Source organism: Dermatophilus sp. B7861-1 (genome assembly GCF_058996045.1).
Genome location: NZ_CM180082.1, coordinates 357,139 through 378,230 on the forward strand (window position 1 = coordinate 357,139; position 21,092 = coordinate 378,230).

The following is a 21,092-nucleotide window of genomic DNA, read 5'->3' on the forward strand; positions in this document are numbered from 1 at the left end:
TGAGGTTGTGGCTGTGACGGTCTCGAAAGATGCTGCTTCGGCAGCGGTGGCGCTGGGCCAGTTCGTGGATGGGGCTCCGACGCCTTACCACGCTGTGGATTCGGCGCTGGGGCTGCTGCGTGATGCAGGGTTCGTTGAGGTCATTGAGGGGCAGCGCTGGCCTTCGAAACCAGGCCGGTATGTGATGACGCGCGGTGGGTCACTGGTGGCCTGGTCAACCGAGCACCTGTCAGATAGCGGCGCAGTCCAGCAGTGGCCTGCGCAGGCATCGTTCTCGGTAGTGGGCGCGCACACGGACTCACCAAACCTACGGCTAAAACCGAAGGCTGATTACTGTTCAGCGGGGTGGGACATGCTGGGCGTGGAGGTGTATGGCGGGCCGTTGTTGACCACGTGGCTCGATCGAGATTTGGGATTAGCTGGCCGGGTGGCGGTGCGTGATGCGTCTGTGCCGGGCGGCTATGCGGTGCGTTTGTTCCGCTGTGATGAACCGTTGCTGCGGGTGGCTAATTTGGCGATCCACCTTGACCGTTCCTCTGGGGCTGGTGGTGCGGAGCTGAATCGTCAGAGCCATCTGGCTCCTTTGTGGGGCTTCTCAGGTGGGATGTCGTTTCCACGATGGGTATCCGAGCAGGTGGATTGCATCCCGGAAGATGTGTTGTCGTTTGAGGCAATGGCTTATGACCTGCTCCCAGCTTCGCTGCTGGGGCATTCGCGTGAGCTGCTGGCTTCACCGCGTTTGGATAACTTGTGCACGACATTCGCCGCGACAGAAGCGATGAAGCAGGCAGTGCTGAACCCTAGTGAGGAAGGACCTGCGCGGGTGGCTGGGGCAGGGCAGGGGCCCCGGATACCGGTGTTGGTGCTGTTCGACCACGAGGAGATTGGCTCGGAGACCTCATCGGGTGCGCGCTCGCAGTTGTTGGCCAGTGTGCTGGAACGGATTGTTTTGTCTTGTGGCGGTGATCGGGCCGATGTGCTGGCTGCGTTTTCTAGTGGTTTGCATGTGTCGGGGGATATGGCGCATGCGATCCACCCGAATTACGCAGATCGTTCTGAGCCACACAACTACCCGGTGATTGGTGGTGGTCCGGTCCTGAAGGTGAACGCGCAGGGGCGGTACGCCACCGATACGGGGGGCGCGGCTGCGTTCGGTGTGGCGTGTGAGCGCGGCGGGATTACGCCGCAGGTGTATGTGCACCGCACGGATTTGCCGTGCGGGTCAACGGTGGGGCCGGCCAGTGCAGCGAACTTGGGGATGACCACTGTTGATGTAGGTGCAGCGATGCTGTCGATGCATTCAGTGCGTGAGGTGATGGCTGCGCGTGATGTGGAGCCATATACACGTGCGTTGGCGGCGGTTTTAGGGGCTGAGGTGAGCGCCCCGGGTCTGGTGGCCTGAGGGATTTTCGATCTGTTTGTGGGTCGCAATGACCACAGATGTGTTCGTTCTGTGGTCATTGCGATTCTTATCTGGTTTTGAGAAATCAATGCTGTGGGACCGTTCGGCCTGCAAACATACGTGACACGTCCTCGGAACGAGTCTTTTCGCAAAATTTGTGACAAGTTGTGCGCAAGAGATGCGATGGCCCCACGCCTCGCCGGGGGCGAGGTTGTGTACCGCTACGACGAAGTTCCGGGAGACGATTTTCATGCCGAAGTACGTGTACGCCTTGTCCGAAGGGAACAAGGACGCCAAGGACCTCCTTGGTGGCAAGGGAGCCAACCTTGCCGAGATGTACAACATGGGTCTGCCTGTCCCGCCGAGCTTCACCATCACCACCGAGGCGTGCAAGGCATACCTGGCTCATGGTTCCGAGCCAGTGGAGTTGTCCGAACAGATCGACGAGCATCTTTGCGCTATCGAGTCCGAGATGGGTAAGAAGCTCGGCGACCCTGAGGACCCCTTGCTGGTGTCTGTGCGATCCGGTGCGAAGTTCTCGATGCCGGGAATGATGGAGACCGTCCTCAACGTGGGGTTAAACGACTCCTCCGTGTTGGGATTGGCGAAGGTATCCGGCAACGAACGATTCGCCTGGGATTCCTACCGGCGCCTGCTGCAGATGTTCGGTAAGACTGTTCTTGACCTCGATGGTGAGCTATTCGAAGACGTCCTCGATCGAGAAAAAGACGCTAAGGGCACCAAGAACGACCTCGACCTCGATGCACAAGATTTCAAACGCATCGTCGAGGAGTTTAAAAAGATCATCGCGGATCAGACTGGCTCGCCGTTCCCGCAAGAACCAAAGGAACAGCTGCTTGAAGCGATGCGGGCTGTGTTCCGTTCTTGGAACTCTCCACGCGCTGTGTTGTACCGCCGCCGTGAGCGCATCCCCGGTGACCTGGGCACCGCAGTAAATGTGTGCTCCATGGTGTTCGGAAACATGGGGGAGACTTCTGGTACTGGTGTGGCATTCACCCGAGACCCCGCCTCGGGACACCAAGGTGTTTACGGTGACTACCTCGTCAATGCTCAGGGTGAGGATGTCGTAGCCGGTATCCGCAACACCATGTGCCTGGCTGACATGGAAAAGGTGGACAAAAAGTCCTACGACGAGCTGATGGATATCATGGCCAAGCTCGAAAACCACTACAAAGACTTGTGTGACATCGAGTTCACGGTCGAAAAGGGCAAGCTGTGGATGCTGCAGACCCGAGTGGGTAAGCGCACCGCGGCAGCAGCGTTCAAAGTTGCAGTCCAGCTAGTCGATGAGGGTCTCATCGAGCGAGGCGATGCGCTGCAACGCGTCAACGGTGAACAACTGGTGCAGCTGATGTTCCCCCGATTCGATGAAAACGCACCCCGCACCAAGGTCGGCAAAGGCATGGCCGCCTCGCCGGGCGCAGCAGTGGGTGGGTTGGTGTTCTCTTCCGAGCGCGCAGCTGAGCTGGCTGACGCAGGCAAGAATGTGATCTTGGCTCGCCGGGAAACTAACCCCGACGACCTGGTCGGCATGATCGCTGCCCGGGGTATTTTGACCAGCCGGGGCGGAAAAACCTCGCACGCGGCTGTCGTGGCGCGCGGCATGGGCAAGACCTGCGTTTGTGGCGCCGAAGAGCTGAAGATTGATGTCAACGCTGGCACGCTGACCCTGCCAGATGGCACCATCCTTCGTGAAGGCGACGTGGTTTCGATCGACGGCACCACCGGTGACGTTTTCGTCGGTGAAGTCCCAGTCGTAGATCCGCCAGTGGTGAAGTACTTCGAAGGCCAGCTTTCCGAGGAAGAAATCGCCGCAGACGAGCTCGTGCACGCCGTGGACTACATCATGGGCATCGCTGACGCTCGGCGCCGGATGAAGGTACGCGCCAACGCTGACACCGGCGAAGACGCTGCCCGTGCCCGCCGGTTCGGTGCACAAGGTATCGGCCTGTGCCGCACCGAGCACATGTTCCTCGGTGACCGCCGCCCGCTAGTAGAGAAACTCATCGTCGCCGAAACAGACGACGAGCGAGAAAGCGCCCTTGCTGCCCTGGCGCCACTACAAAAGGGTGACTTTTTGGAAATCCTCGAAGCGATGGATGGCTACGAGGTCACCGTCCGTTTGCTTGACCCGCCGCTGCACGAGTTCCTCCCAGCCCAGGCAGAACTCATCGCACAGCGCGCTATCGCCAAGGTCAAGGGATATGACCTTGAAGAAGACCAGAAAAAGATCATGGCTGCCGTGGAACGAATGCACGAGCAGAACCCAATGCTTGGTCTGCGTGGTGTCCGGTTGGGGATTGTCATCCCAGGCTTGTTTGAGATGCAGGCACGCGCGATCCTCGAAGCCACAGCTGAGCTGCGTAAAGCGGGCAAAGATCCACGCCCAGAGATCATGATTCCGCTGGTCTCGGCGGTGCAAGAGCTTGAAATCATGAAGGAAGCGATTCAGCAGGTCGCCGCAGATGTCAGCGAAGAGACCGGGATTGACCTAACCAAGACCCCGATCGGCACGATGATCGAGTTGCCGCGTGCAGCAATGACTGCCGGAGAAATCGGTCAATGCGCCGAATTCTTCTCCTTCGGAACGAATGACCTCACCCAGACCACGTGGGGATTCTCCCGAGATGACGTCGAAGGCACCTTCTTCAAGAACTACCTCGAGCGCGGCATCTTCGGTGTCTCCCCCTTCGAAACTCTGGACCAGCAAGGCGTTGGCGCATTGGTGAAGCTCGCAGCTGACACTGGCCGCGCTGCGAACCCAGACCTGCACCTAGGTGTCTGTGGTGAGCACGGCGGCGATCCGGAGTCGGTGCACTTCTTCCACAAGATCGGTTTGGACTACGTCTCTTGTTCCCCATTCCGGGTACCGGTTTCTCGACTCGAAGCTGGCCGGGCAGCATGGCGCGGTTGGTGATCACTAAGCCAGACCAGCCGTAATACCGGCTAAGGACAGAACAGGCAGTGGATGAACACGGCAGATCGCTGTGTTCATCCACTGCCTGTTCTGCGTCAATACCCATGACCACCAGCTCTATGCGAACCAGACACAATCTCGGCATGAGGTAGCTATCCGTTAGCCCCTTCCCTAACGTGGGCCCAGTGAGTACCAACCCTCAACGAGACACTGCACACAGCAGACATAGCCCCCACCCCACCGCCACATCCACACCAACTCCGGTCGTCACCACCACGGGCATCACGATGGACTTCGGCAGAGTGATCGCCCTGGACCACGTAGACCTCGCCATCCCCGCTGGCGTCACCGGTCTCGTCGGAGCCAACGGCGCCGGAAAATCCACCCTCATCAAAATCCTGCTCGGACTACTGCGCCCCACCAGCGGAACCGCCGCTGTTCTTGGCCTGGACACCGCCACCGACAGCGCCCAGATCCGCCGCACAGTCGGGTACATGCCCGAACACGACTGTCTACCACCTGACGTCAGCGCTAGCTCCTTCGTCGTCCACATGGGCATCATGTCGGGCCTACCCAAAGCCACAGCACGTGAACGCGCCGCCGACATCTTGCGCCACGTCGGCCTTGCTGAAGAGCGATACCGCCCCATGGGCAACTACTCCACCGGCATGAAACAACGCGTCAAACTCGCTCAAGCCCTTGTCCATGACCCGAAACTGGTGTTCCTCGACGAACCTACCAACGGCCTTGATCCCGCCGGACGCACCGACATGCTCCGCCTCATCCGCCGCATCGGTACCGAATTCGGCATCTCCGTCATCGTCACCAGCCACCTTCTAGGCGAACTCGAACGAGTCAGCGACCATGCAGTCATCCTCGACGGCGGCACCTTGTTGAAGGCATCATCCACCGCCGACTTCACCCAAGCTACCGGAGCCCTACTGATCGAAGTGCTCGGCGGAACCACTGAACGCGACCAAATGGGCGAAGCTCTGGCCGCAGCTGGCCTCACCGCCTACCCCGAAGGCCGATGCGTGCGCATCGACGACGCCGCTACCGACTTCAGCACCCACGATCTCGTCCGCGACACCGCAGACCAGCTTGGCCTGGGCCTGGTGCGCATCGACAATGACCAACGCCACCTACAGGACATCTTCGAGGAGAAGCCCGCATGAGCAACACTTCACCTTCGGCGGGAGTGATCCACGACCTCGGCTACCGCCATTACGACGGACCCCGCCACACCGACGCGGCTATCGCTCGTGCTCTTTTCTTCAACGGGCTTGGTGGCGCCTACGGAATCGGCCGCACTGGCCGCGCAAAATGGATCCCTTTTGTCTTGCTCATCATGTACATCCTCCCGGCGTTCATCACGGTTGGTGTTCTCAGTTTCGGCTTGCTCAACGAACTACCCACCAAGCTCTACAACTACCCATCCAGTAGCGCCATCCTGCCCAGCATCTTTGTCGCAACCCAGGCACCCGCCATTTTTGGACGCGACCTGCGGCACCGCTCCATCGTTCTGTACATGGCCAGGCCTTTGTCAGCGCGTATCTACGCCCTTACACGCTGGGCATCCATGACCGTGGCTGTTTTCTTGTTCCTGCTGGCACCTCTTGTTCTGTTGTTCCTCGGGGGCTTGCTAGCTAATCTCAACGCCGCTGAACTGACCCGACAGGTAGCCCCTGCATTAGGTGTGTGTTTCCTCATCTCCCTGGGCACCAGCAGCATCGCCGGGATTATTAGTAGCTGGACCCTGCGTCCTGGCCTAGCCATCGTCTTTTCTCTTGCCGTGTTCGTGCTAGGCAACGGAATCGTCGCCATGCTTCAAGCGATTCTTCAGGTCACGGGCAAAGCAAGCATGGCCGCTGAGATGCTCGGCATTTTCTCTCCGTACGCAGCCGCTAACGGCGCCATCCACGCATTCGAACCCACCACCGCCATGATCCTTGCCCCCAGCAGCGCTGCCGTACACGCTCTCTACTGGGTCGTGTGCATCATCGGACCTGCTCTGGGCGTCTGGCTCATCGGAAACCGCATCACCCGAGGAGGAAACCGATGAGCACCATCGAGTTACGAGACGTATCCCGTTGGTATGGCCATGTCGTGGCAGTCAACGACGTCACCCTCACTTTCGCCCCTGGTGTCACCGGGCTTCTAGGCCCCAACGGCGCCGGAAAAACCACACTCATCGGCATGATCAGTGGATTCCTTCAACCCTCATCCGGAACGGTCACTGTCGCTGGTAAGCCTGCCTGGAGGAACACTGACCTTTACCGCCACATCGGCTTAGTACCTGAACGCGAATTGTCCTTCGGGTACCTCACCGGCAGAGCTTTCGTTCGCGCTTGTGCGGACCTGCATGGCCTAACTGATCCCGGTGCAGCAACCGAACGCGTTCTGGCTACGGTGGATCTCACTGATGCAGCCGACCGTAAAATCGGCACCTATTCCAAAGGGATGCGTCAACGCATCAAACTCGCTGCCGGGCTCGTCCACGATCCTGAAATCATTCTGCTTGATGAGCCTTTTAACGGCGTTGACCCCCGCCAGCGCGCACAACTTATGCGTCTTTTACGCGAGCGGGGAGCAGAAGGCCGCACTGTTGTGTTCAGCTCGCACATCCTCGAAGAAGTAGAGGCACTGGCCCGTCATATCGAAGTCATGGTTGCGGGGCGTCACGCCGCTTCTGGAGATTTCGGAGCGATCCGGCGTCTGATGACCGACCGGCCCGTTCACTACTACATCACCAGCAGTGATGATCGAGCATTGGCGTCGGCGCTCATTGACCGTCCCAGTGTTGTCGGTGTTGCGATTGCCCCCGAGGGCGGTCTGGACGTACGTGTCTGTGATCTGGGTGCTTTCGCTGCAGGTTTGCCGGGCTGGGCGCGTGAACTAGGTATTACTTTGCGTCAACTCACGCCCACTGATGAGTCTCTTGAATCCGTCTTCTCCTACTTGGTGGCCTCATGAATCGCACAATTATTCGGCTTGCGGCCGCGTCTATCGTCGGTCAGAAACGTATCTGGGCTTTAGTGGCTTTTCCGCTGGTGTTGTTCGCTATTGCCGGGATTATTCGCCTTGTGGGCAGCGGTGACACGAGCCTTTCCTTGCTGTCGAATATCGCGTACCCGTTGATGTTGCCTTTGGTTGCGTTGCTTGCCGCGAACTCCACGATTGGTCCGGAGGTAGAAGACGGCTCGGTTGTCTACTTGCTGTCTAAGCCGGTGAACCGGCATGGCGTGGTGGTGAGCAAGTTTTTTGTCGCGTGGATAGTCACGATGATTGTCGGTGTGCTGCCGCTGCCATTGGCGGCCATCACGCTCAGCTTGGACTTTAAAGACATTGCGGTGGGTTGGGCCGTTGCAGGTGTGCTGGCGGGCACCGCTTACACTGCACTGTTCATTGCCGCGTCTGCGTATACACGGCATGCAGTAAGTGCAGGTGTGCTCTACGTGCTGATGTGGGAAGGCACTCTTGGTGGTTTCTTGCAGGGAGTCAGCTGGGTATCTATTCGTAAGTGGGGTGAGCGGGTCGGGTCGCATTTTGATGGTGCTATTACCGAGCCGAACATTTCCATGGCCTATGCGATCGGTGCTGCGATTGTCGTGGTCGTAGTGGGATTGTGGTTCGCCGGTGACCGGTTGCGTTCTTTCACTTTGAAAGGTGAGTGAGTCTGACTGCGCTCATGTGCTGATGCCTATGTAGTGGTGCCCTCTCCCGATCGGGAGAGGGCACCACTACATAGGCGGGGGAGTGGGTGTTTATCTGCTGCACTTCACTGAAGGGTTGGCGTGCTGGAAACCATCTGCTTTGAAGTCCGTAACCATGGAGGGGCTCACCTCTACACCGTGCAGGTCTACAACTACGTAGACGCGCGGATCGTCTTCTCGCATGTCTGTGATCCGGTGTTCAAGGGCGACGACGGGAACCGCGCGAGGAAAATATTTCGCTACGTGCTCGCCGAATGCGCGACATTCAAGAAACTCACCGACACGAGGTGCCACAACTGAGAAAAGCCCTGACCGCATGAACACAGCATCGACTGTTTCCACCGGTTCTTTTTCTGTTTTTGAACCGCTGTCACGGGGTAAGACCCGCACCACCAAGCGGATCCGGTTCATCACTGCACCTCCAATACAACCTTGCCGATGTGACTGGACTCTTCGAGAACTCGGTGTGCAGCGGGTGCCTGAGCTAGCGGGAAAGTCGCGTGTAGGACAGGTTTTATGTGTCCGGTTTCCACCAACGGGACCACGTTCTCTCGCACCTGGCGCACGATGTCAGATTTGCCTTCTACAGATCGTGATCGCAGTGATGTGGCCGCTAGAGTGCCCCGCTTATTCAGTAGTTTCCCCAGATCGAGCTCGCCTTTGCGGCCGCCGAGCAGACCAATCGTGACGATGCGCCCATCTGTGGCTAGTGCATCTACGTTGCGTTTGAGATATTTCGCTCCGATGACATCGAGGATTACGTCAGCGCCATGGGAGTTGGTCGCTTTCTTTACTTCTTCTACGAAGTCCTGCTCGCGATAGTTGATGAGGATGTCTGCGCCCAGCTGCGCACAGGCTTCAAGTTTGGCTTCAGATCCTGCTGTCACTGCCACCTTCGCACCTTTGGCTTTAGCGATCTGGATGCCTGTGGTGCCGATACCGCTGGAACCGCCGTGTAATAGAACTGTTTCGCCTTTGACGAGATGGGCGGTCATGAAAAGGTTTGACCATACTGTTGCCGCGGTTTCGATGAAGCCGGCAGCTTCGGTGAGTGATAGCTTGCTCGGTCGGGGTATGAGTTGTCCGATGGGCACTGCCACTTGCTCTGCGTACCCACCGCCGGAGAGTAGTGCTACCACCTCCTCACCGATGTGGTATCCGCTGGAATCTGGGTCGACCCCTTCACCAAAAGCCGCTATGCGACCGGCGACTTCTAGTCCGGGAATGTCGGTGATGCCCGTTGGGGGCGGGTAGTACCCCAGGCGTTGCATGACGTCGGCACGGTTCACGCCTGCGGCCACGACGTCGATGAGTACTTCTCCAGGGCCAGCGGTGGGGGGTTCTACATCGTTGAGGACGAGAGCGTCCGCGTCGCCGAATTCGGGAATCGTGACGGCCTTCATGGAATCACCCTAGCGATGTGGCCGCTGCTGGCACAGGGCGGGGCGAAGGTTAATTGGTGCGTGTCCGGTTGATGTGCTGTTGTGCCAGGTCAAGGTCTTCTGGAGTGTCGACATCCAATGCCGCTGAGATGTGTTCAAGGGGTAGTGGCACAGTCTTGACGTGTAGATCTTTCAAAGCGCGATAGACGCCTTGGTTGCGGGTGTCACCGCGAACAGCGTGGGCGAGGGTATGCACGCGGTAGGCAGCTAAAAGAAGTGCAGGTCTTGCAGAGGGATCGCTGTTGTCAGAGCTTGCAGCGACTGCGTGTGTGGATGCGGCTGCGGCTTCGAGTGCTTTGAGCAGGTGGGGGATTGCGCGCCCAGCGAAAGGTTGGTCACCGGCAATGACAGCGAGTATGCCTGCATCGTACTCAGGGGTGGCTGCCATATTCGTGAGCTGGTTAAGTCCAGCGCGGATACCGTCTAGCGGGCCACCTCCGGGTGGGGTTTCACGTGTCCAGGTCACGCCATCACGCAGCAGTGGGCGTGGGGGGCCTACACACACCACGGGACCTGATGGGAGCCCAAGGAGCGCGGAGTCCAGGAGCGTGGCTGTCCCAAAAGGCAGTGCTGTTTTGTCGGGAACACACATACGGGTAGATGTGCCACCGCACAGCACGATTGTGCCGAGGTAGGTGCTCACGGGTTTTTCTGGATGGTCAGGTCGGAGTTGTCGATTTCGTTGACCAGGGCGACGATGCGTTTCCAGTTGGTGCGCATTGCTGAGGCGAAGCCGATGAGGGCGCAGAGGATGAAGATCGGGGGGACAAAGATCCACAGGATGACGTGTGCTTTGAGGAGGGCAGCGACAAGTATGCCCAGGAAGATGGCCCAGAGCAGGTTTGAGTAAATCAGGCCGATGGGGCCGAAGAAGAGTCCCAGTGCTGCGGCGATGACAGGGTTTTTCATTTTGAGTTTGGAGGTGTCTACGCCCAGTTCTGAACTGGCGGCTTGGTAGGCGCTGGAGGCTCCTGGTGGGTTGAAGAAGCCGCGTGAGAAGGGGTTGTTGCTCAGTGGTTCGGACTTGATGTAGCGGGGGCCTTCGCTGGAGGTTGGGCCTCCCGAGGGGGCCTGGCTGCTGGTATTGCTCTCTGAGATGACTTCGCCGCAGAGCACTTCCTCTGATGCAGCTGAACGTGGGTTGTTGGGGTTGCTGAATGGGTTGTTGGGGGTGGACATCAGGGCCTTTCGATACATCACGGGCATGTGAGAGAGGGGCGCGTGCGTGTAGGGGCGGTTGTGGCGCCTTTACGCGGGTGCCTCATTCATTAGGACAGCATCGGGGGCCTGTGTTGTTCCGGTTGTGTTGCTGGGAATCGTCTGTGAATGGTTTTTCGTCAGTGATGGGGATGCGGGAGTAGTCGAAAAGCCCTGTGAACAGCGGCGATGTTGTGTATCTCATATGTGTGACCGGCAGCGGCGGAGTAGGGGTGGTTTTAGCGTGGTCGCATGGTTGATGCATCTGCAGGTGTTTACTCGTCGGGCTGTTCTCAGCACAAGGGTGGGCATGGTCGTGGCGTTGCCGGTGGAGCGGGGGCCGGGCATCGGCGGATGCGTGGGGGGCATGCCCCGATGGACTTCGATAAGGCCCCTTTTGTGGTGATTTGGGAGACAACGCAATCGTGTGATCTTGCGTGTAAACACTGTCGTGCTCAAGCGCAGCCGTTACGTCATCCGGATGAGCTCACCACGGGTGAGGCTAAGACGATGATGAAACGGCTGCGTGAGTTTGGGCCGGTGGTGTTTGTGTTTTCTGGTGGGGACTGTATGAAGCGCCCGGACATTGTGGAGTTGGTGAAGTACGGCGCAGATCTGGGAATGAGGATGGCGGCTACTCCGGCAACGACTCCGTTGACGTCCAAAGAGAAGCTGCGTGAGTTGAAGGAAGCGGGTTTGGTCCGTCTGGCGGTGAGTTTGGATGGGTCGAATGCCGGGATTCATGACACATTCCGCCGGGTTGAGGGCTCTTTTGATCACGGGTTGCGTATTTTGCGGCAGGCTCGTGAGGTGGGGATGTCGACGCAGGTGAATACGGTTGTGCGGCGCGACAACATTAATGACATGCGGGCGATGGCGGAGTTGAACGCCCAGCTGGGAATCGTGTTTTGGGAAGTGTTTTTTCTGGTGCCGATGGGTAGGGCCAGGCCTGAGGATGTAGCAAGCGCAGCCGAGTTCGAGCGGGTTTTTGACCTTATGTACGAGATGAGTAAGGAGGTGCCGTATGACATCAAAGCGACAGCGGCTCCTCAATACAGTCGGGTAGTGGTTCAGCATAAGCGTGCGGAGAATGCGGCAGTCCCACGGGTGGCGAATGCGGGACCTATTCAGATTGATGTGTTGACTTCAGGGAAGCATCATTCGGATTCGGATGGTATCGGCCGAGCGCGTAACGTGAATGATGGGGATGGATTTTTATTTATCAGTCACACAGGGGATGTGTTTCCTAGTGGCTTTCTCCCGGTGAAGGCCGGGAATATTCGTGACGCGGATGTCATTGATATTTATCAGCGTTCGGAGCTGTTTCGGGGGTTGCGTGATCGGAGCAAGCTTAAGGGCAAGTGTGGAGTGTGTAATTACAAAGGAATGTGTGGCGGCTCTCGTGCCCGTGCGTTCGCGGTGACAGGTGATCCGTTTGAGTCTGAGCCGTTTTGTGCTTATGTGCCCCCACGGTGGGAGAAGATGGTTGGGGATAAGTAGGTCGCCCATCCCCAGGTGTTTGACGTATTTTACAAGTGCTGTTGGTTAGTTTTATTCCTATGTAGTTTGTAGGTTAAGAATGCGCCTGCTGTGAAAGAAGTGGCACCAAGGATGATCGCAGCGTACCCAATGAGGTGAATAATTTCGCCTTCTTGTGCCTGAATCATGTATTTGCTTGAAATCATAATGCATAGTCCAGAAATAATGAATGAAAAATATTCATATTTCTTTTTAAGGTCTTTTGGTGTCATTTTCCTACCTTTCTTCGTGGTTGCGTGTTGGTTGCTTTTTAGCAGAGTCTAATAAGGCTATGGGTAGAAAACTTCAGATGCGTAGTAAGTTTGACGGCTGTGTTTAAGTAGTCGTTCTTATGGCGACATGGATCGGTAGCTAAAGCAGGGTCCTCGGTTGAGAGGGGTCTGTGTGTCACGATTTGATCGTGAAAACTGCCGTTCTCGGAGGGAAAGGGCTGTTTGGCCACCGGTTGTGCGAATCTTTGGTCGCAGCCGGGCATGAGGTTGTCTCGGTGCGTCCTCGCAGGCAGGGCAGTGTGGCTTCACCGTATCGAGGAGTGACATATTCGGCAGTCGATGTCACCGATGACGAGGCTGTGATCACGCAGGTTTTGCACGGCGTGGATGCACTTGTTTACGGCGTGGGCGTTTCCGACGTGGGGCCGGTTGAAGGTGGGGATGCCGTTGAATGGGTGCGTGAAGTGGTCGGACGCACGTTTCGAGCGGCTGCCGCAGCTGGGGTAGAGCAGGTAGTGGTAATCGGGTCGTATTTGGCTGCATGGGAGCGAGCGAACCCCGGTCTGGGGATTGCGGATCGTCACCCGTATGTGCGTGCTCGGATCGCTGAGGCGGATTTCGCCATCGAGGTAGGTACTGAGCTAGGTATGCGGGTGTGTGTGCTGGAGATTCCGTATGTATTTGGTGCTGGTTCGGGGGAGAGGCATCACTGGCGGGAGATTTTGTTAGATCGGCTGCGGGGGCCAGTGGTGTTGTTTCCCACTGGCGGCACATCGGTGATCACAACGCAGCAGTTGGTTGATGCAGTGATGAGTGCGCTCCAGCGGGGGGAACATGCGGCGCGCTATCCGCTCACTGATATGGATTTAACGTGGCGGGAAATGATTTCTGTAGTGATGGATGCGCTGGGCCAGCGCAGCCCCATTATGGGAGTGCCGCGGTGGGTTGCGCAGCCAATCTGTGTGCGAGTGATTCGTCGATTGCAGCGGCATGGCCAGCTGCGGGGGCTGAGTGCTGAGCATGTGCTCGACGATTTTCTGTGTAGTCACATTTATGTTGACGCGACGTGGAGTCGAGAGTTGTTGCGTTACCGCCCTGGAGGGGTGCCTCAAGCGATTAGGGATGAATCGTTGGATGCCTATGGGTTGCCGATTGAGTCGCCGCGGCCGGTGCCCCAGTTTGCGGGGCGCCGGCGTTAGCGAGATCTGCAAGGGGCGGTTGGGTTAGGCCTGTGTTGGGCTATCTGGGGTGTCCCGGTGGTGTGTGGAGCGCTGGGTGTTCTCGGCTTCTTCATCTCCGTTGGTTGCTGCGCGGGCTATGCGTTCGCCGGTGAAAGTGCCTCCGGGAACGCTTTGTACTCCGAGTTCGGGGAATTTGTCGTAACCCTTGAGGTACAGCACAACCACGTTTGTGAAGGCCATGGCTGGCACGGCGAATACCGCACCAACGATGCCGAAAAGGAATGAGCCGACTGCAACGCCGAGCAAGGTGGCTAGAGGGTGGATTGACACGGATCGGCTCATGAGTACGGGCTGGAGCACGTTTCCTTCGAGCTGCTGCACCGCCAAGACGACCAGCATCATGATGAGCGCCGGTACCGGACCCTGAGTGACCAGGGCCAGAAGTACGGCAAGAGCTCCGGATGCGAAAGCTCCAACCATGGGGATGAAGGAGGAAAGGAAGACGATGAGTCCTAGGGGGACAACCAGTGGCAGGTTGAGGAAGAACGCCCCGATGCAGATACCGACAGCATCGATAGCTGCGACGAGGATTTGGGTGCGTACGTAGGCTCCGACAGTGGTCCAGCCTCGGCGGGCGGCGTTGTGGACGTCAGTGCGTACGCCGCGCGGCATGAGGCGCACCAACCATCCCCAAATGTTGGGGCCATCGCCGAGGAAAAAGAAAGTAACGATGAGGGCGATGACCAGTCCTGCGACCAGGCTGGTGGCTTGGCTGCCCACGGTTACTGCGCCGCTGGTGAGGGTGCTGGCGTTGGCTGAGAGCCATTCACGGGAGTGAGTGATGGCTTCGTTGATTTGGTCGCCACCGATTTGTAGAGGTCCGGTGGCTAGCCAGGTTTGGATTTGAGTCATGGCGCCGGAGACGCGATCGATAAGTTGGGCGACGCCGGTGATGAGTTGGCCGCCTGCAATGGCCAGTGTGCCGGTGATGAGGATGATGCCAAGGATGATGGCGATGGCTGCCCCGCCGTAGGTGGGGATGTGGGCATGGCGGTGCAGGCGGTTGACTAGGGGCTGTCCCAGGGCGGTGAACAGCAGCGCCACGGCTACCGGGAGGGTGACGGAGGAGGTGATCTGCACTCCGCGACCGACGAGGTAGAGCGCAGCGATGATGGCGATGAATCGCCACGCGATTTCTCCTGCAATGCGCAGTTCTTGGGAAATGTTTTTGTCGGCGTTGACCACGTGTACTACGGGTGGTTCTTCCGGAGGGTTTTCGGTGGGAGAGGGGCGGAAGAAAGGCATCAGAAGACCTCGCAGGGTACGCGTTGGTGTGTGAATTGTGATGTGTTGAATGGGCTCTCCGTCAAGAATGTGGGAGGGCAGCGCATGAACTTTGAGTGTGGCATAGGGGATGGCCGAATTCGGGTCTGCTCAGTGATAGGGCGTTTCGGTTGAATCTCTGGATACTCAGATAGATCAGGGGTTTCTCTTACTTGAAGTAAGAGAAACCCCTGATCTATCTGAGTAAATAAAATTGCGCGGGTTCAGCGGCACTGTGGAAGAGTTGCGAAAGTGTATCCGCGGCTCTTGAGAGTGCTGATGATTCCATCAAGTGCTCCGATGGATTGGGTGCGGTTTCCGCCTCCGTCATGCATGAGGATGATCGATCCTGGGGTGGTGAGTCGCAGTGCAGTAGAGCGTATATTTACTGTTCCGGGGCGCTGCCAGTCGCGAGTATCAACATCCCAGTTGATGACACTTTTATCTAGTTTGTTTGCTTGCGCGATGACGGTTTTGTTGATGAGACCGCCTGGAGGTCGCATGCACGTAGTTTTTCCGAGAATGTCGTCGGTTTTCTGTAGTTGTTTACGTATTTCGGGTGTGCTGAGATGTGTGAGCCATGGGTGCGTGTAGGTGTGATTTCCGATGGCATGTCCAGCTGCGCGAACTTTAGCCACAGTCTCTGGGTATTGTGCGGCTTCTTCGCCGATCATGAAAAAGGTGGCAGGCACATTGTGACGAGAAAGAATTTCCAGTGCTTTCGTGGTGTAGGGGCTCGGGCCGTCATCGAGGGTGAGGTAGACGATTTTGCGTTTTCCCTCAGGTGATTTTGTGACGGGGGTATGTGCTGGAGTTGGGTGGGGCCGACTTGGTGTGGGGGTTGAGGTAGGTGGCACTGTCACAGTGACGGTGGGGGAGGGGGTGGCCGTGGGGTGGCCGAAGAGTGTGCTGTTGCCTTCGGAAAACGCCCGATCCAGCGCAGGGATCGTCAATAAAGCCACCGCTGCCGATGACATAACCAGCAGGGAAAGCCGTGAATGTGACATGTGGCCACCTCCTCGATGCGCTCATCGGCACATCGTAGGAGCCACTTAAGAAGATTCTTTTTCCGAAAAAGTGTTGTCTCCGTAAGTTTTTCCCCTCCTTTTAGGAAGGGAGGGGATGCATTGTTTCGGCACTAATGCGAGCGCCGTTCTCTGCTGGCTCTACTCGATACACTCCGGCGCCGGTGCGCTCAGCCCAGAACGACTGGACTTGGCCGTCTAAGTAGTGAATGCCTGCAGCATCGTCGACGGCGTATCCAGCCGGTAGGGCGGAGGTGTCCACGAGCTGTTGGTATCGCGGTGCGCGGTCGGGTTCTGAGTTGTAGTGCGGGCAGAAGCTTCCAGGTAGCAGCCCCAGCCCGAAAGGCAGGGCGGAGATGCCGTTACCGAATCCGTCTGTGGCGCAAGCTTCGTAGAGTGCGGCTGCGCCAGCGGCGTTGCCCGCAATGACGATGTCGCGTCCCTGATCTTGGGTGTAGCTGCGTAGTTTGTCGCTTACTCCGTGCGCGGACCAGAGTGCCAATAGATTCACGGTGTTTCCGCCACCGATGATGAACACGTCTGCTTCGTCCATGCGCGCGATAGAGTCCGCTGCGCCTGTCCACAGCGTTAATACGCAAGTTCGTACGCCCAGCCCACTGTAGGCGTTGAAAAACTGTGAGATATACAGCCCATTGTCGCCTGAGGCGGTGGGGACAAAGCACACGAGCGGGTTGGGTCTGTCAGTCAGGGACAGGATGAACCGGTCTGCTGCGCTGGCGCGGTGGTCTGCAGACATGGAGAAGCCTCCGCCACCTGTCACGACGATGTGAGTGCTCATATCAGCACCGTAGCTGCGCTATCTGGCTGTTTCGGCGAAGATGAGCCCCGATGTGGTGTGGCCCACCCCCAATATTGGGGGTGGGCCACACCACATCGGGGCCGGTAACGGTTTAGCTATTTTCCGCAGGCGCGCCGAGTGGCTTCTTCGAGTCGTTGTAGTAAGCGTGCAACTTACGGCTCGCTACGAGCTTGAATGTCGCCATAAACACAGCCGACAAAATCGCAAAACCCATCGCCTCCGCGAAGGAAGTTTCTTCCGGGTCATCAGGATTTTCCGGTGGTTCGCCGACGACACCGCGCCACACCAAACCCACCAGCTTGTTCGCGACGGCGCCAGCAGCGAGCGCAACGCCCGTACCGACTAGGTCGAAGATTTTCTCGTTCATACCTCTCCTCAGGATGACACCGAACCGACGACTTTCCGTCAGCAATTACATTGCGGCAGGACGTGATCGGTCAGATGTGGAACGTTCCGCGCGACACCTCGAGAGTGCGTCCACCCACGAAGATATCGCCAGATTCATCAACCGTAAGGTCGACGTGGCTGCCACGACCCAATGGGCGGCCTTGGCGAATGTGTCGACTGATTGGGCCGCGCCCCTGAGAAGCGAACCAGGCGCCGAGGTTAGCTGCACCGGAGCCGGTTGCGGCTACCTCCAAGACACCGCCACGAGGGCCGTAGAACATACGTGAGTGGATGACCTCGTCTTCGTCGCTCTCAGCCCATACGTACACCGACGGGACCGTGTTGAGCAGCATCGCGTACGAGTGCAGTAGTCGTGCGTCCAGGCGAGTTTCCCGAACATCGTCAATCGTGCGAACAGGCAAAATGATTCCGCCGGTACCGCTGGTTGAGGAGACGGTGGCCGGGGCCGCCGCGATGGCATCTAGCGATAAACCAACCAGAGAAGCAAGGATCTGCGGTGAGGCTTTCAGCTCGCGGGTTTGGCGCTGGCTGCCTTGGAACATCCATTTGTTTTCGCTGTCGGCGACGTGCTGGACGTGGTAGTTGCCGTACTGTGCCTCGTGCAGCGTCACGTCTCCGGTGCTGCCCATCATGTCCCGCACCACGTGAGCCGTGGCCAGCGATGCGCTACCAGCGAAACCCTTCTTCTGGTGAGGAGAGAAGAAACGTACTTGTGCGTTTGCGGGATCATCGTTGGGAAAGATGAACACCGCTTCTTGGTTCAGCTCTTGCGAGAGCGCCTGCATCTGATAGGTCGAGAGTTCAGAACCATCCTCGAAGATGGCTACAGCATTGCCCGAAAAAGGATCGTCACCGTCCGTAAAGACGTTGACGAGGCGGTAGGTGATCTCCATTCCGTCAGCGTAGCCGTCACGTGGGTTGAGGTGAGGCGACCTGCCAGGACTTGTTGGAAACGTTCGGCGTGTCGCCTCATCTGCTAGAGGAGGAAGGCATCCGGTGGCTTGGGGTTCCATTGACTTGCTGAGGGTTTAGATCATCACACACATGCAAAGTTTCCGGACGCAACTTCCAGGACCGAATCGATGCTCACAGGGAACAAGTGCCTCAATCGGATCGATAGAACCGGATATGAGCACATCTTCAAAGTTCAAAGAGAAATCTCTTACTCCAAGAACCTCCCCAAAAAGCATTCCTAGTCAGATTCCGGAAAAAATAGACATAAAGCGCTTACCCCAAAAATATCAGCTAACACATGAGCAAACATAAGAGGGTACAAATCACGTTTATCTTCTCGGGTATATATGCCATAGAAAGCTGGCCCTAATACCATGCTGAAAAAAGCAGAAACAAAAAAACCTTGATATGTGTGGATAGACCCCCGCAGTGCTAGCGAAGAAAAAAACACAGGACGCCGGAACTCCGGCTCCACCGCCGCGCACATACCGAGGAAAAAGAACTCCTCATAAAAACCATTCAGCACCGAATACAGCAACAAAGACCCATCGATATGACCGAACTGGGCCCGCCACCAAGACACCTCATCGCCCTGCGCACCCACCACAGCGTCTTCCGAAATGCTCTCCTCCTGCGCAAACACACCTGAGTAAAGCCAAGACAGCACGTCATAAACAAGCCCAACAGCCACAAACATCCCTACACCAAGCGCAGACCCCCGCACCGTCGGGCGCAAACTCCACCCCCCAGAACCAACCCCACGAACCCCCAGATACCCCGCCCCCGCCACCAAAAGAGCAGCCTGCTGCACAAGCGCTGCAATGTTCTCTTGCGGCCCAAAATCCACCCCATCATCAAAGACAGAAACCCCGCTATCAGCCGATTCACGCCGAGACGCAACAAACGCAACCGTCGACGAATACACAGGTAACCCAAACAACACCACCCCCACCACAGCTACATCCCACCACCGCAGCGACCTAACCTCACCAGAAACACGTCGCTGCGAAAACCGGCGCCACCGCCTCAAAACCGCACGCCCAGCAGCAACTAGCCTAGACAAGTGCACACCCCCAACCCTCTGCCTGAACGACCCTACATCGGACTACCCGCATCACACCTACCCAGTAAAACCCTCCGCACCGAAATGTGTCTCGTCCTCGGAGTCAGCATCGGCGCCTCCGCCCTACGCGCCATCCTTGCTATCACCGACCGACTCACCCGTGACATCGCCCTCTCCGCCCAAACCAGCACACTCAACACCCCCATCACCCCCGACCGCCCCTGGCTCGACCTCGCCTACCAGCTGCTGCGCATCATCCTGCTCATCATTCCCGCACTCCTAGCCCTGCACCTCATGCGCCGCGACGACACCACCACCGACCACCGCATCGGATGGCACCTGCACACCCCAGCAAATGACCTCGCACTCGGAACAGTCCTGGCCACCTGCATTGGCATCCCCGGCCTCGGCCTCTACCTCGGCGCTAAAGCACTCAACATCAACACCACCGTCTCCGCCGCCAGCCTCGGCGACCACTGGTGGAGCATCCCCATTCTCATTCTCGCCTCTCTCGCCAACGCCATCTGCGAAGAGATTATCCTCATCGGATACCTCTTCACCCGATGGGAACAAGCCCGCAACGCCGACCGCCTCGCCAAAGGAAAAATCCCACCCACCCCATCCAACGAGTGGATCCCCGCCACCCGCGCGGTCCTGCCTATCCTCCTCCTGTCCGCACTCCTGCGCGGTACCTACCACCTCTACCAAGGATTCGGCGGATTCATCGGCAATATCTGTATGGGACTGATTCTCGGCACCGTCTACGCACGCACCCACCGCGTCCTACCCATCGTCATCGCCCACGCCCTCATCGACATCGTGGCCTTCATCGGATACACGCTTCTCGCCGGCCATATCGCCTGGATATAAGCACCTCACACATACCGCAACGCCCCCGCCCAACACTCCTGCCCCACCGCCACCCCATCAGCCAACCCACCTGAAGCACGCAACTGAACCAACCCCGCAACTACCCGATCGCGCACACCCCACGGATCGATCGTGTTCACATAAATTTTCGTCCCACCCCTCAAACCCAGCCACATTGCTAATACGCCACTTCACCACCACCCGCCACGGCATCGGCACCCCCAACCCCGGCAGACGATAATGCCACTCCTCATTCACCGGCACATCCACCCCGCCTGACCGCATACCCCACACCCCATGCACCGTCAACTCCATAAAAGCCGCATGCTCCTGTGCAGACAACGTCCCAGACCCAGCCAGCACACCCTTACCAGCACTCGTCACATGACGCCGCCCAATCACCACCTCATAGCCACCAACAAAAACCCGTAGCCGCCTGCGCAAAAACCTCCCGCTCACCCTCAGCAGGAACCCCATCTACCAAACACCCCATCGCCGCAGCCTTAGCCCGCAACACCGCCACCACATGCTCCCGCCCCGCCGAATCCGCTAAATACGCATCCCGCCGAGCCAATACCTCACCCGAAGCATCTAACCCATGGTTGTCCCGCCAATACAGCCAATCCAAAATCACAAACAAATTCGGCACCCGCCGAAACTCCGCACTCTGCTCAGCCACCTCACCAGCACTCAGCCCCTCACGAAAAACCCACTGTCCCCTTCCCACACCACCCGCTCCCGCTCCGGCGGAGTCGACAACCGCTGCCCCTCACAAAACGCACACAATGACCGTGCCTGAGAAGCCGAAACTACCCCCACCGACGCCGCCCCCGAACCCACCGGACGCAACGCCCTGCCCGTAACCGTCCACACCTGCGTCCCACTAAACGGATTCACCTGCTTCACAGTCCCATCCGCCAAACAACGCACAGGCTCAACAGGACCATCCATCCGCGATAACGAAGAGGCACCTATCAACTCAGACTAAAAGGGCACCCACCCCAC

General features: G+C 58.0%; 21 protein-coding genes and 2 pseudogenes. 10 read left to right on the forward strand and 13 right to left on the reverse strand.

The window, feature by feature from the left end; genetic code table 11:
• The first annotated feature begins 13 nt into the window (after positions 1-13).
• The 7 genes from AC2T9U_RS01485 to AC2T9U_RS01515 all read left to right on the forward strand — a co-directional run bounded on the left by AC2T9U_RS01485 (position 14) and on the right by AC2T9U_RS01515 (position 8,353).
• Positions 14-1,402: a M18 family aminopeptidase gene (locus AC2T9U_RS01485; protein ID WP_493696400.1), complete on the forward strand. Its 1,389-nt coding sequence runs from the start codon at positions 14-16 to the stop codon at positions 1,400-1,402.
• A gap of 250 nt (positions 1,403-1,652) precedes the next feature.
• On the forward strand, positions 1,653-4,340 hold the full coding sequence (ppdK, locus tag AC2T9U_RS01490; RefSeq protein WP_115031456.1) for a pyruvate, phosphate dikinase: 2,688 nt from the start codon (positions 1,653-1,655) through the stop codon (positions 4,338-4,340).
• 185 nt (positions 4,341-4,525) lie between these two features.
• The gene (locus AC2T9U_RS01495; RefSeq protein ID WP_493696401.1) at positions 4,526-5,515 is read left to right on the forward strand and encodes an ABC transporter ATP-binding protein; all 990 of its coding nucleotides are present in this window, start codon (positions 4,526-4,528) and stop codon (positions 5,513-5,515) included.
• Positions 5,512-6,402 carry a hypothetical protein gene (locus AC2T9U_RS01500; RefSeq protein WP_493696402.1) on the forward strand — a complete coding sequence of 297 codons (891 nt, stop codon included), beginning with the start codon at positions 5,512-5,514 and terminating at the stop codon, positions 6,400-6,402. The genes AC2T9U_RS01495 and AC2T9U_RS01500 overlap by 4 nt, the downstream gene beginning before the upstream one ends.
• Positions 6,399-7,313, forward strand: a complete 915-nt coding sequence (locus tag AC2T9U_RS01505; protein ID WP_493696403.1) for an ABC transporter ATP-binding protein — start codon at positions 6,399-6,401, stop codon at positions 7,311-7,313. The genes AC2T9U_RS01500 and AC2T9U_RS01505 overlap by 4 nt, the downstream gene beginning before the upstream one ends.
• Entirely contained in the window at positions 7,310-8,014 is a 705-nt protein-coding gene (locus tag AC2T9U_RS01510; RefSeq protein WP_493696404.1) for an ABC transporter permease, read from the forward strand. The genes AC2T9U_RS01505 and AC2T9U_RS01510 overlap by 4 nt, the downstream gene beginning before the upstream one ends.
• Before the next feature lie 120 nt (positions 8,015-8,134).
• The gene (locus AC2T9U_RS01515; RefSeq protein ID WP_493696405.1) at positions 8,135-8,353 is read left to right on the forward strand and encodes a hypothetical protein; all 219 of its coding nucleotides are present in this window, start codon (positions 8,135-8,137) and stop codon (positions 8,351-8,353) included.
• Between the two features lie 110 nt (positions 8,354-8,463).
• Here AC2T9U_RS01515 and AC2T9U_RS01520 read toward each other — a convergent pair whose 3' ends face one another.
• Genes AC2T9U_RS01520 through AC2T9U_RS01530 form a run of 3 tightly spaced genes read right to left on the reverse strand, consistent with a single transcriptional unit; the run spans position 8,464 to position 10,692 of the window.
• A complete protein-coding gene (locus tag AC2T9U_RS01520; RefSeq protein ID WP_493696406.1) occupies positions 8,464-9,456 on the reverse strand; it encodes an NAD(P)H-quinone oxidoreductase in 993 nt (330 codons plus the stop codon).
• A gap of 49 nt (positions 9,457-9,505) precedes the next feature.
• Complete coding sequence (gene mobA, locus AC2T9U_RS01525) at positions 9,506-10,138, reverse strand: molybdenum cofactor guanylyltransferase (protein WP_493696407.1); 633 nt, start codon at positions 10,136-10,138, stop codon at positions 9,506-9,508.
• The gene (locus AC2T9U_RS01530) at positions 10,135-10,692 is read right to left on the reverse strand and encodes a hypothetical protein (RefSeq protein WP_493696408.1); all 558 of its coding nucleotides are present in this window, start codon (positions 10,690-10,692) and stop codon (positions 10,135-10,137) included. Before AC2T9U_RS01530 ends, mobA begins: the two co-directional genes overlap by 4 nt.
• A gap of 252 nt (positions 10,693-10,944) precedes the next feature.
• Between AC2T9U_RS01530 and AC2T9U_RS01535 the strand changes: the two genes are divergently transcribed.
• Positions 10,945-12,192 carry a TIGR04053 family radical SAM/SPASM domain-containing protein gene (locus AC2T9U_RS01535; RefSeq protein WP_493696409.1) on the forward strand — a complete coding sequence of 416 codons (1,248 nt, stop codon included), beginning with the start codon at positions 10,945-10,947 and terminating at the stop codon, positions 12,190-12,192.
• A 29-nt stretch (positions 12,193-12,221) separates the two neighbouring features.
• On the opposite strand, the gene AC2T9U_RS01540 is transcribed toward AC2T9U_RS01535, so the two are convergent.
• Positions 12,222-12,443, reverse strand: a complete 222-nt coding sequence (locus tag AC2T9U_RS01540; RefSeq protein ID WP_493696410.1) for a hypothetical protein — start codon at positions 12,441-12,443, stop codon at positions 12,222-12,224.
• A 188-nt stretch (positions 12,444-12,631) separates the two neighbouring features.
• Here AC2T9U_RS01540 and AC2T9U_RS01545 point away from each other — a divergent pair, with 188 nt between their 5' ends.
• Complete coding sequence (locus AC2T9U_RS01545; RefSeq protein ID WP_493696411.1) at positions 12,632-13,642, forward strand: NAD-dependent epimerase/dehydratase family protein; 1,011 nt, start codon at positions 12,632-12,634, stop codon at positions 13,640-13,642.
• A gap of 24 nt (positions 13,643-13,666) precedes the next feature.
• On the opposite strand, the gene AC2T9U_RS01550 is transcribed toward AC2T9U_RS01545, so the two are convergent.
• The 6 genes from AC2T9U_RS01550 to AC2T9U_RS01575 form a co-directional block, all read right to left on the reverse strand.
• Entirely contained in the window at positions 13,667-14,929 is a 1,263-nt protein-coding gene (locus tag AC2T9U_RS01550; RefSeq protein WP_493696412.1) for an AI-2E family transporter, read from the reverse strand.
• Between the two features lie 242 nt (positions 14,930-15,171).
• Positions 15,172-15,954 carry a polysaccharide deacetylase family protein gene (locus tag AC2T9U_RS01555; protein ID WP_493696413.1) on the reverse strand — a complete coding sequence of 261 codons (783 nt, stop codon included), beginning with the start codon at positions 15,952-15,954 and terminating at the stop codon, positions 15,172-15,174.
• A gap of 100 nt (positions 15,955-16,054) precedes the next feature.
• Complete coding sequence (locus AC2T9U_RS01560; protein ID WP_493696414.1) at positions 16,055-16,771, reverse strand: Type 1 glutamine amidotransferase-like domain-containing protein; 717 nt, start codon at positions 16,769-16,771, stop codon at positions 16,055-16,057.
• A gap of 112 nt (positions 16,772-16,883) precedes the next feature.
• Positions 16,884-17,159, reverse strand: a complete 276-nt coding sequence (locus AC2T9U_RS01565) for a DUF4235 domain-containing protein (RefSeq protein ID WP_051277295.1) — start codon at positions 17,157-17,159, stop codon at positions 16,884-16,886.
• Between the two features lie 70 nt (positions 17,160-17,229).
• Positions 17,230-18,093 carry a PhzF family phenazine biosynthesis protein gene (locus AC2T9U_RS01570; protein ID WP_115031438.1) on the reverse strand — a complete coding sequence of 288 codons (864 nt, stop codon included), beginning with the start codon at positions 18,091-18,093 and terminating at the stop codon, positions 17,230-17,232.
• A gap of 299 nt (positions 18,094-18,392) precedes the next feature.
• Positions 18,393-19,217, reverse strand: coding sequence for a CPBP family glutamic-type intramembrane protease (locus AC2T9U_RS01575; protein ID WP_493696415.1), 825 nt, complete (start codon positions 19,215-19,217; stop codon positions 18,393-18,395).
• On the opposite strand from AC2T9U_RS01575, the gene AC2T9U_RS01580 reads away from it, so the two are divergent.
• The gene (locus tag AC2T9U_RS01580; RefSeq protein ID WP_493696416.1) at positions 19,218-20,087 is read left to right on the forward strand and encodes a CPBP family intramembrane glutamic endopeptidase; all 870 of its coding nucleotides are present in this window, start codon (positions 19,218-19,220) and stop codon (positions 20,085-20,087) included.
• Between the two features lie 5 nt (positions 20,088-20,092).
• Here AC2T9U_RS01580 and AC2T9U_RS01585 read toward each other — a convergent pair whose 3' ends face one another.
• From AC2T9U_RS01585 to AC2T9U_RS01595, 3 genes and pseudogenes are all read right to left on the reverse strand, one after another.
• Positions 20,093-20,227, reverse strand: a complete 135-nt coding sequence (locus AC2T9U_RS01585) for a DUF4921 family protein (protein WP_493696417.1) — start codon at positions 20,225-20,227, stop codon at positions 20,093-20,095.
• A gap of 73 nt (positions 20,228-20,300) precedes the next feature.
• A pseudogene (locus tag AC2T9U_RS01590) lies at positions 20,301-20,564 on the reverse strand (DUF4921 family protein); the annotation flags it as partial.
• Positions 20,494-21,038, reverse strand: a pseudogene (locus AC2T9U_RS01595) (DUF4921 family protein). The pseudogenes AC2T9U_RS01595 and AC2T9U_RS01590, both read right to left, overlap by 71 nt.
• Positions 21,039-21,092 lie beyond the last annotated feature (54 nt).

What these genes read in the sequence shown, in the direction of transcription:
- ppdK (WP_115031456.1), top strand. Translation starts at nt 1,653, where the DNA reads ATGCCGAAGTACGTGTACGCCTTGTCCGAAGGGAACAAGGACGCCAAG.
- AC2T9U_RS01500 (WP_493696402.1), top strand. Translation starts at nt 5,512, where the DNA reads ATGAGCAACACTTCACCTTCGGCGGGAGTGATCCACGACCTCGGCTAC.
- AC2T9U_RS01505 (WP_493696403.1), top strand. Translation starts at nt 6,399, where the DNA reads ATGAGCACCATCGAGTTACGAGACGTATCCCGTTGGTATGGCCATGTC.
- AC2T9U_RS01510 (WP_493696404.1), top strand. Translation starts at nt 7,310, where the DNA reads ATGAATCGCACAATTATTCGGCTTGCGGCCGCGTCTATCGTCGGTCAG.
- AC2T9U_RS01520 (WP_493696406.1), bottom strand. Translation starts at nt 9,456, where the DNA reads ATGAAGGCCGTCACGATTCCCGAATTCGGCGACGCGGACGCTCTCGTC.
- AC2T9U_RS01530 (WP_493696408.1), bottom strand. Translation starts at nt 10,692, where the DNA reads ATGTATCGAAAGGCCCTGATGTCCACCCCCAACAACCCATTCAGCAAC.
- AC2T9U_RS01535 (WP_493696409.1), top strand. Translation starts at nt 10,945, where the DNA reads ATGGTTGATGCATCTGCAGGTGTTTACTCGTCGGGCTGTTCTCAGCAC.
- AC2T9U_RS01540 (WP_493696410.1), bottom strand. Translation starts at nt 12,443, where the DNA reads ATGACACCAAAAGACCTTAAAAAGAAATATGAATATTTTTCATTCATT.
- AC2T9U_RS01550 (WP_493696412.1), bottom strand. Translation starts at nt 14,929, where the DNA reads ATGCCTTTCTTCCGCCCCTCTCCCACCGAAAACCCTCCGGAAGAACCA.
- AC2T9U_RS01555 (WP_493696413.1), bottom strand. Translation starts at nt 15,954, where the DNA reads ATGTCACATTCACGGCTTTCCCTGCTGGTTATGTCATCGGCAGCGGTG.
- AC2T9U_RS01560 (WP_493696414.1), bottom strand. Translation starts at nt 16,771, where the DNA reads ATGAGCACTCACATCGTCGTGACAGGTGGCGGAGGCTTCTCCATGTCT.
- AC2T9U_RS01565 (WP_051277295.1), bottom strand. Translation starts at nt 17,159, where the DNA reads ATGAACGAGAAAATCTTCGACCTAGTCGGTACGGGCGTTGCGCTCGCT.
- AC2T9U_RS01570 (WP_115031438.1), bottom strand. Translation starts at nt 18,093, where the DNA reads ATGGAGATCACCTACCGCCTCGTCAACGTCTTTACGGACGGTGACGAT.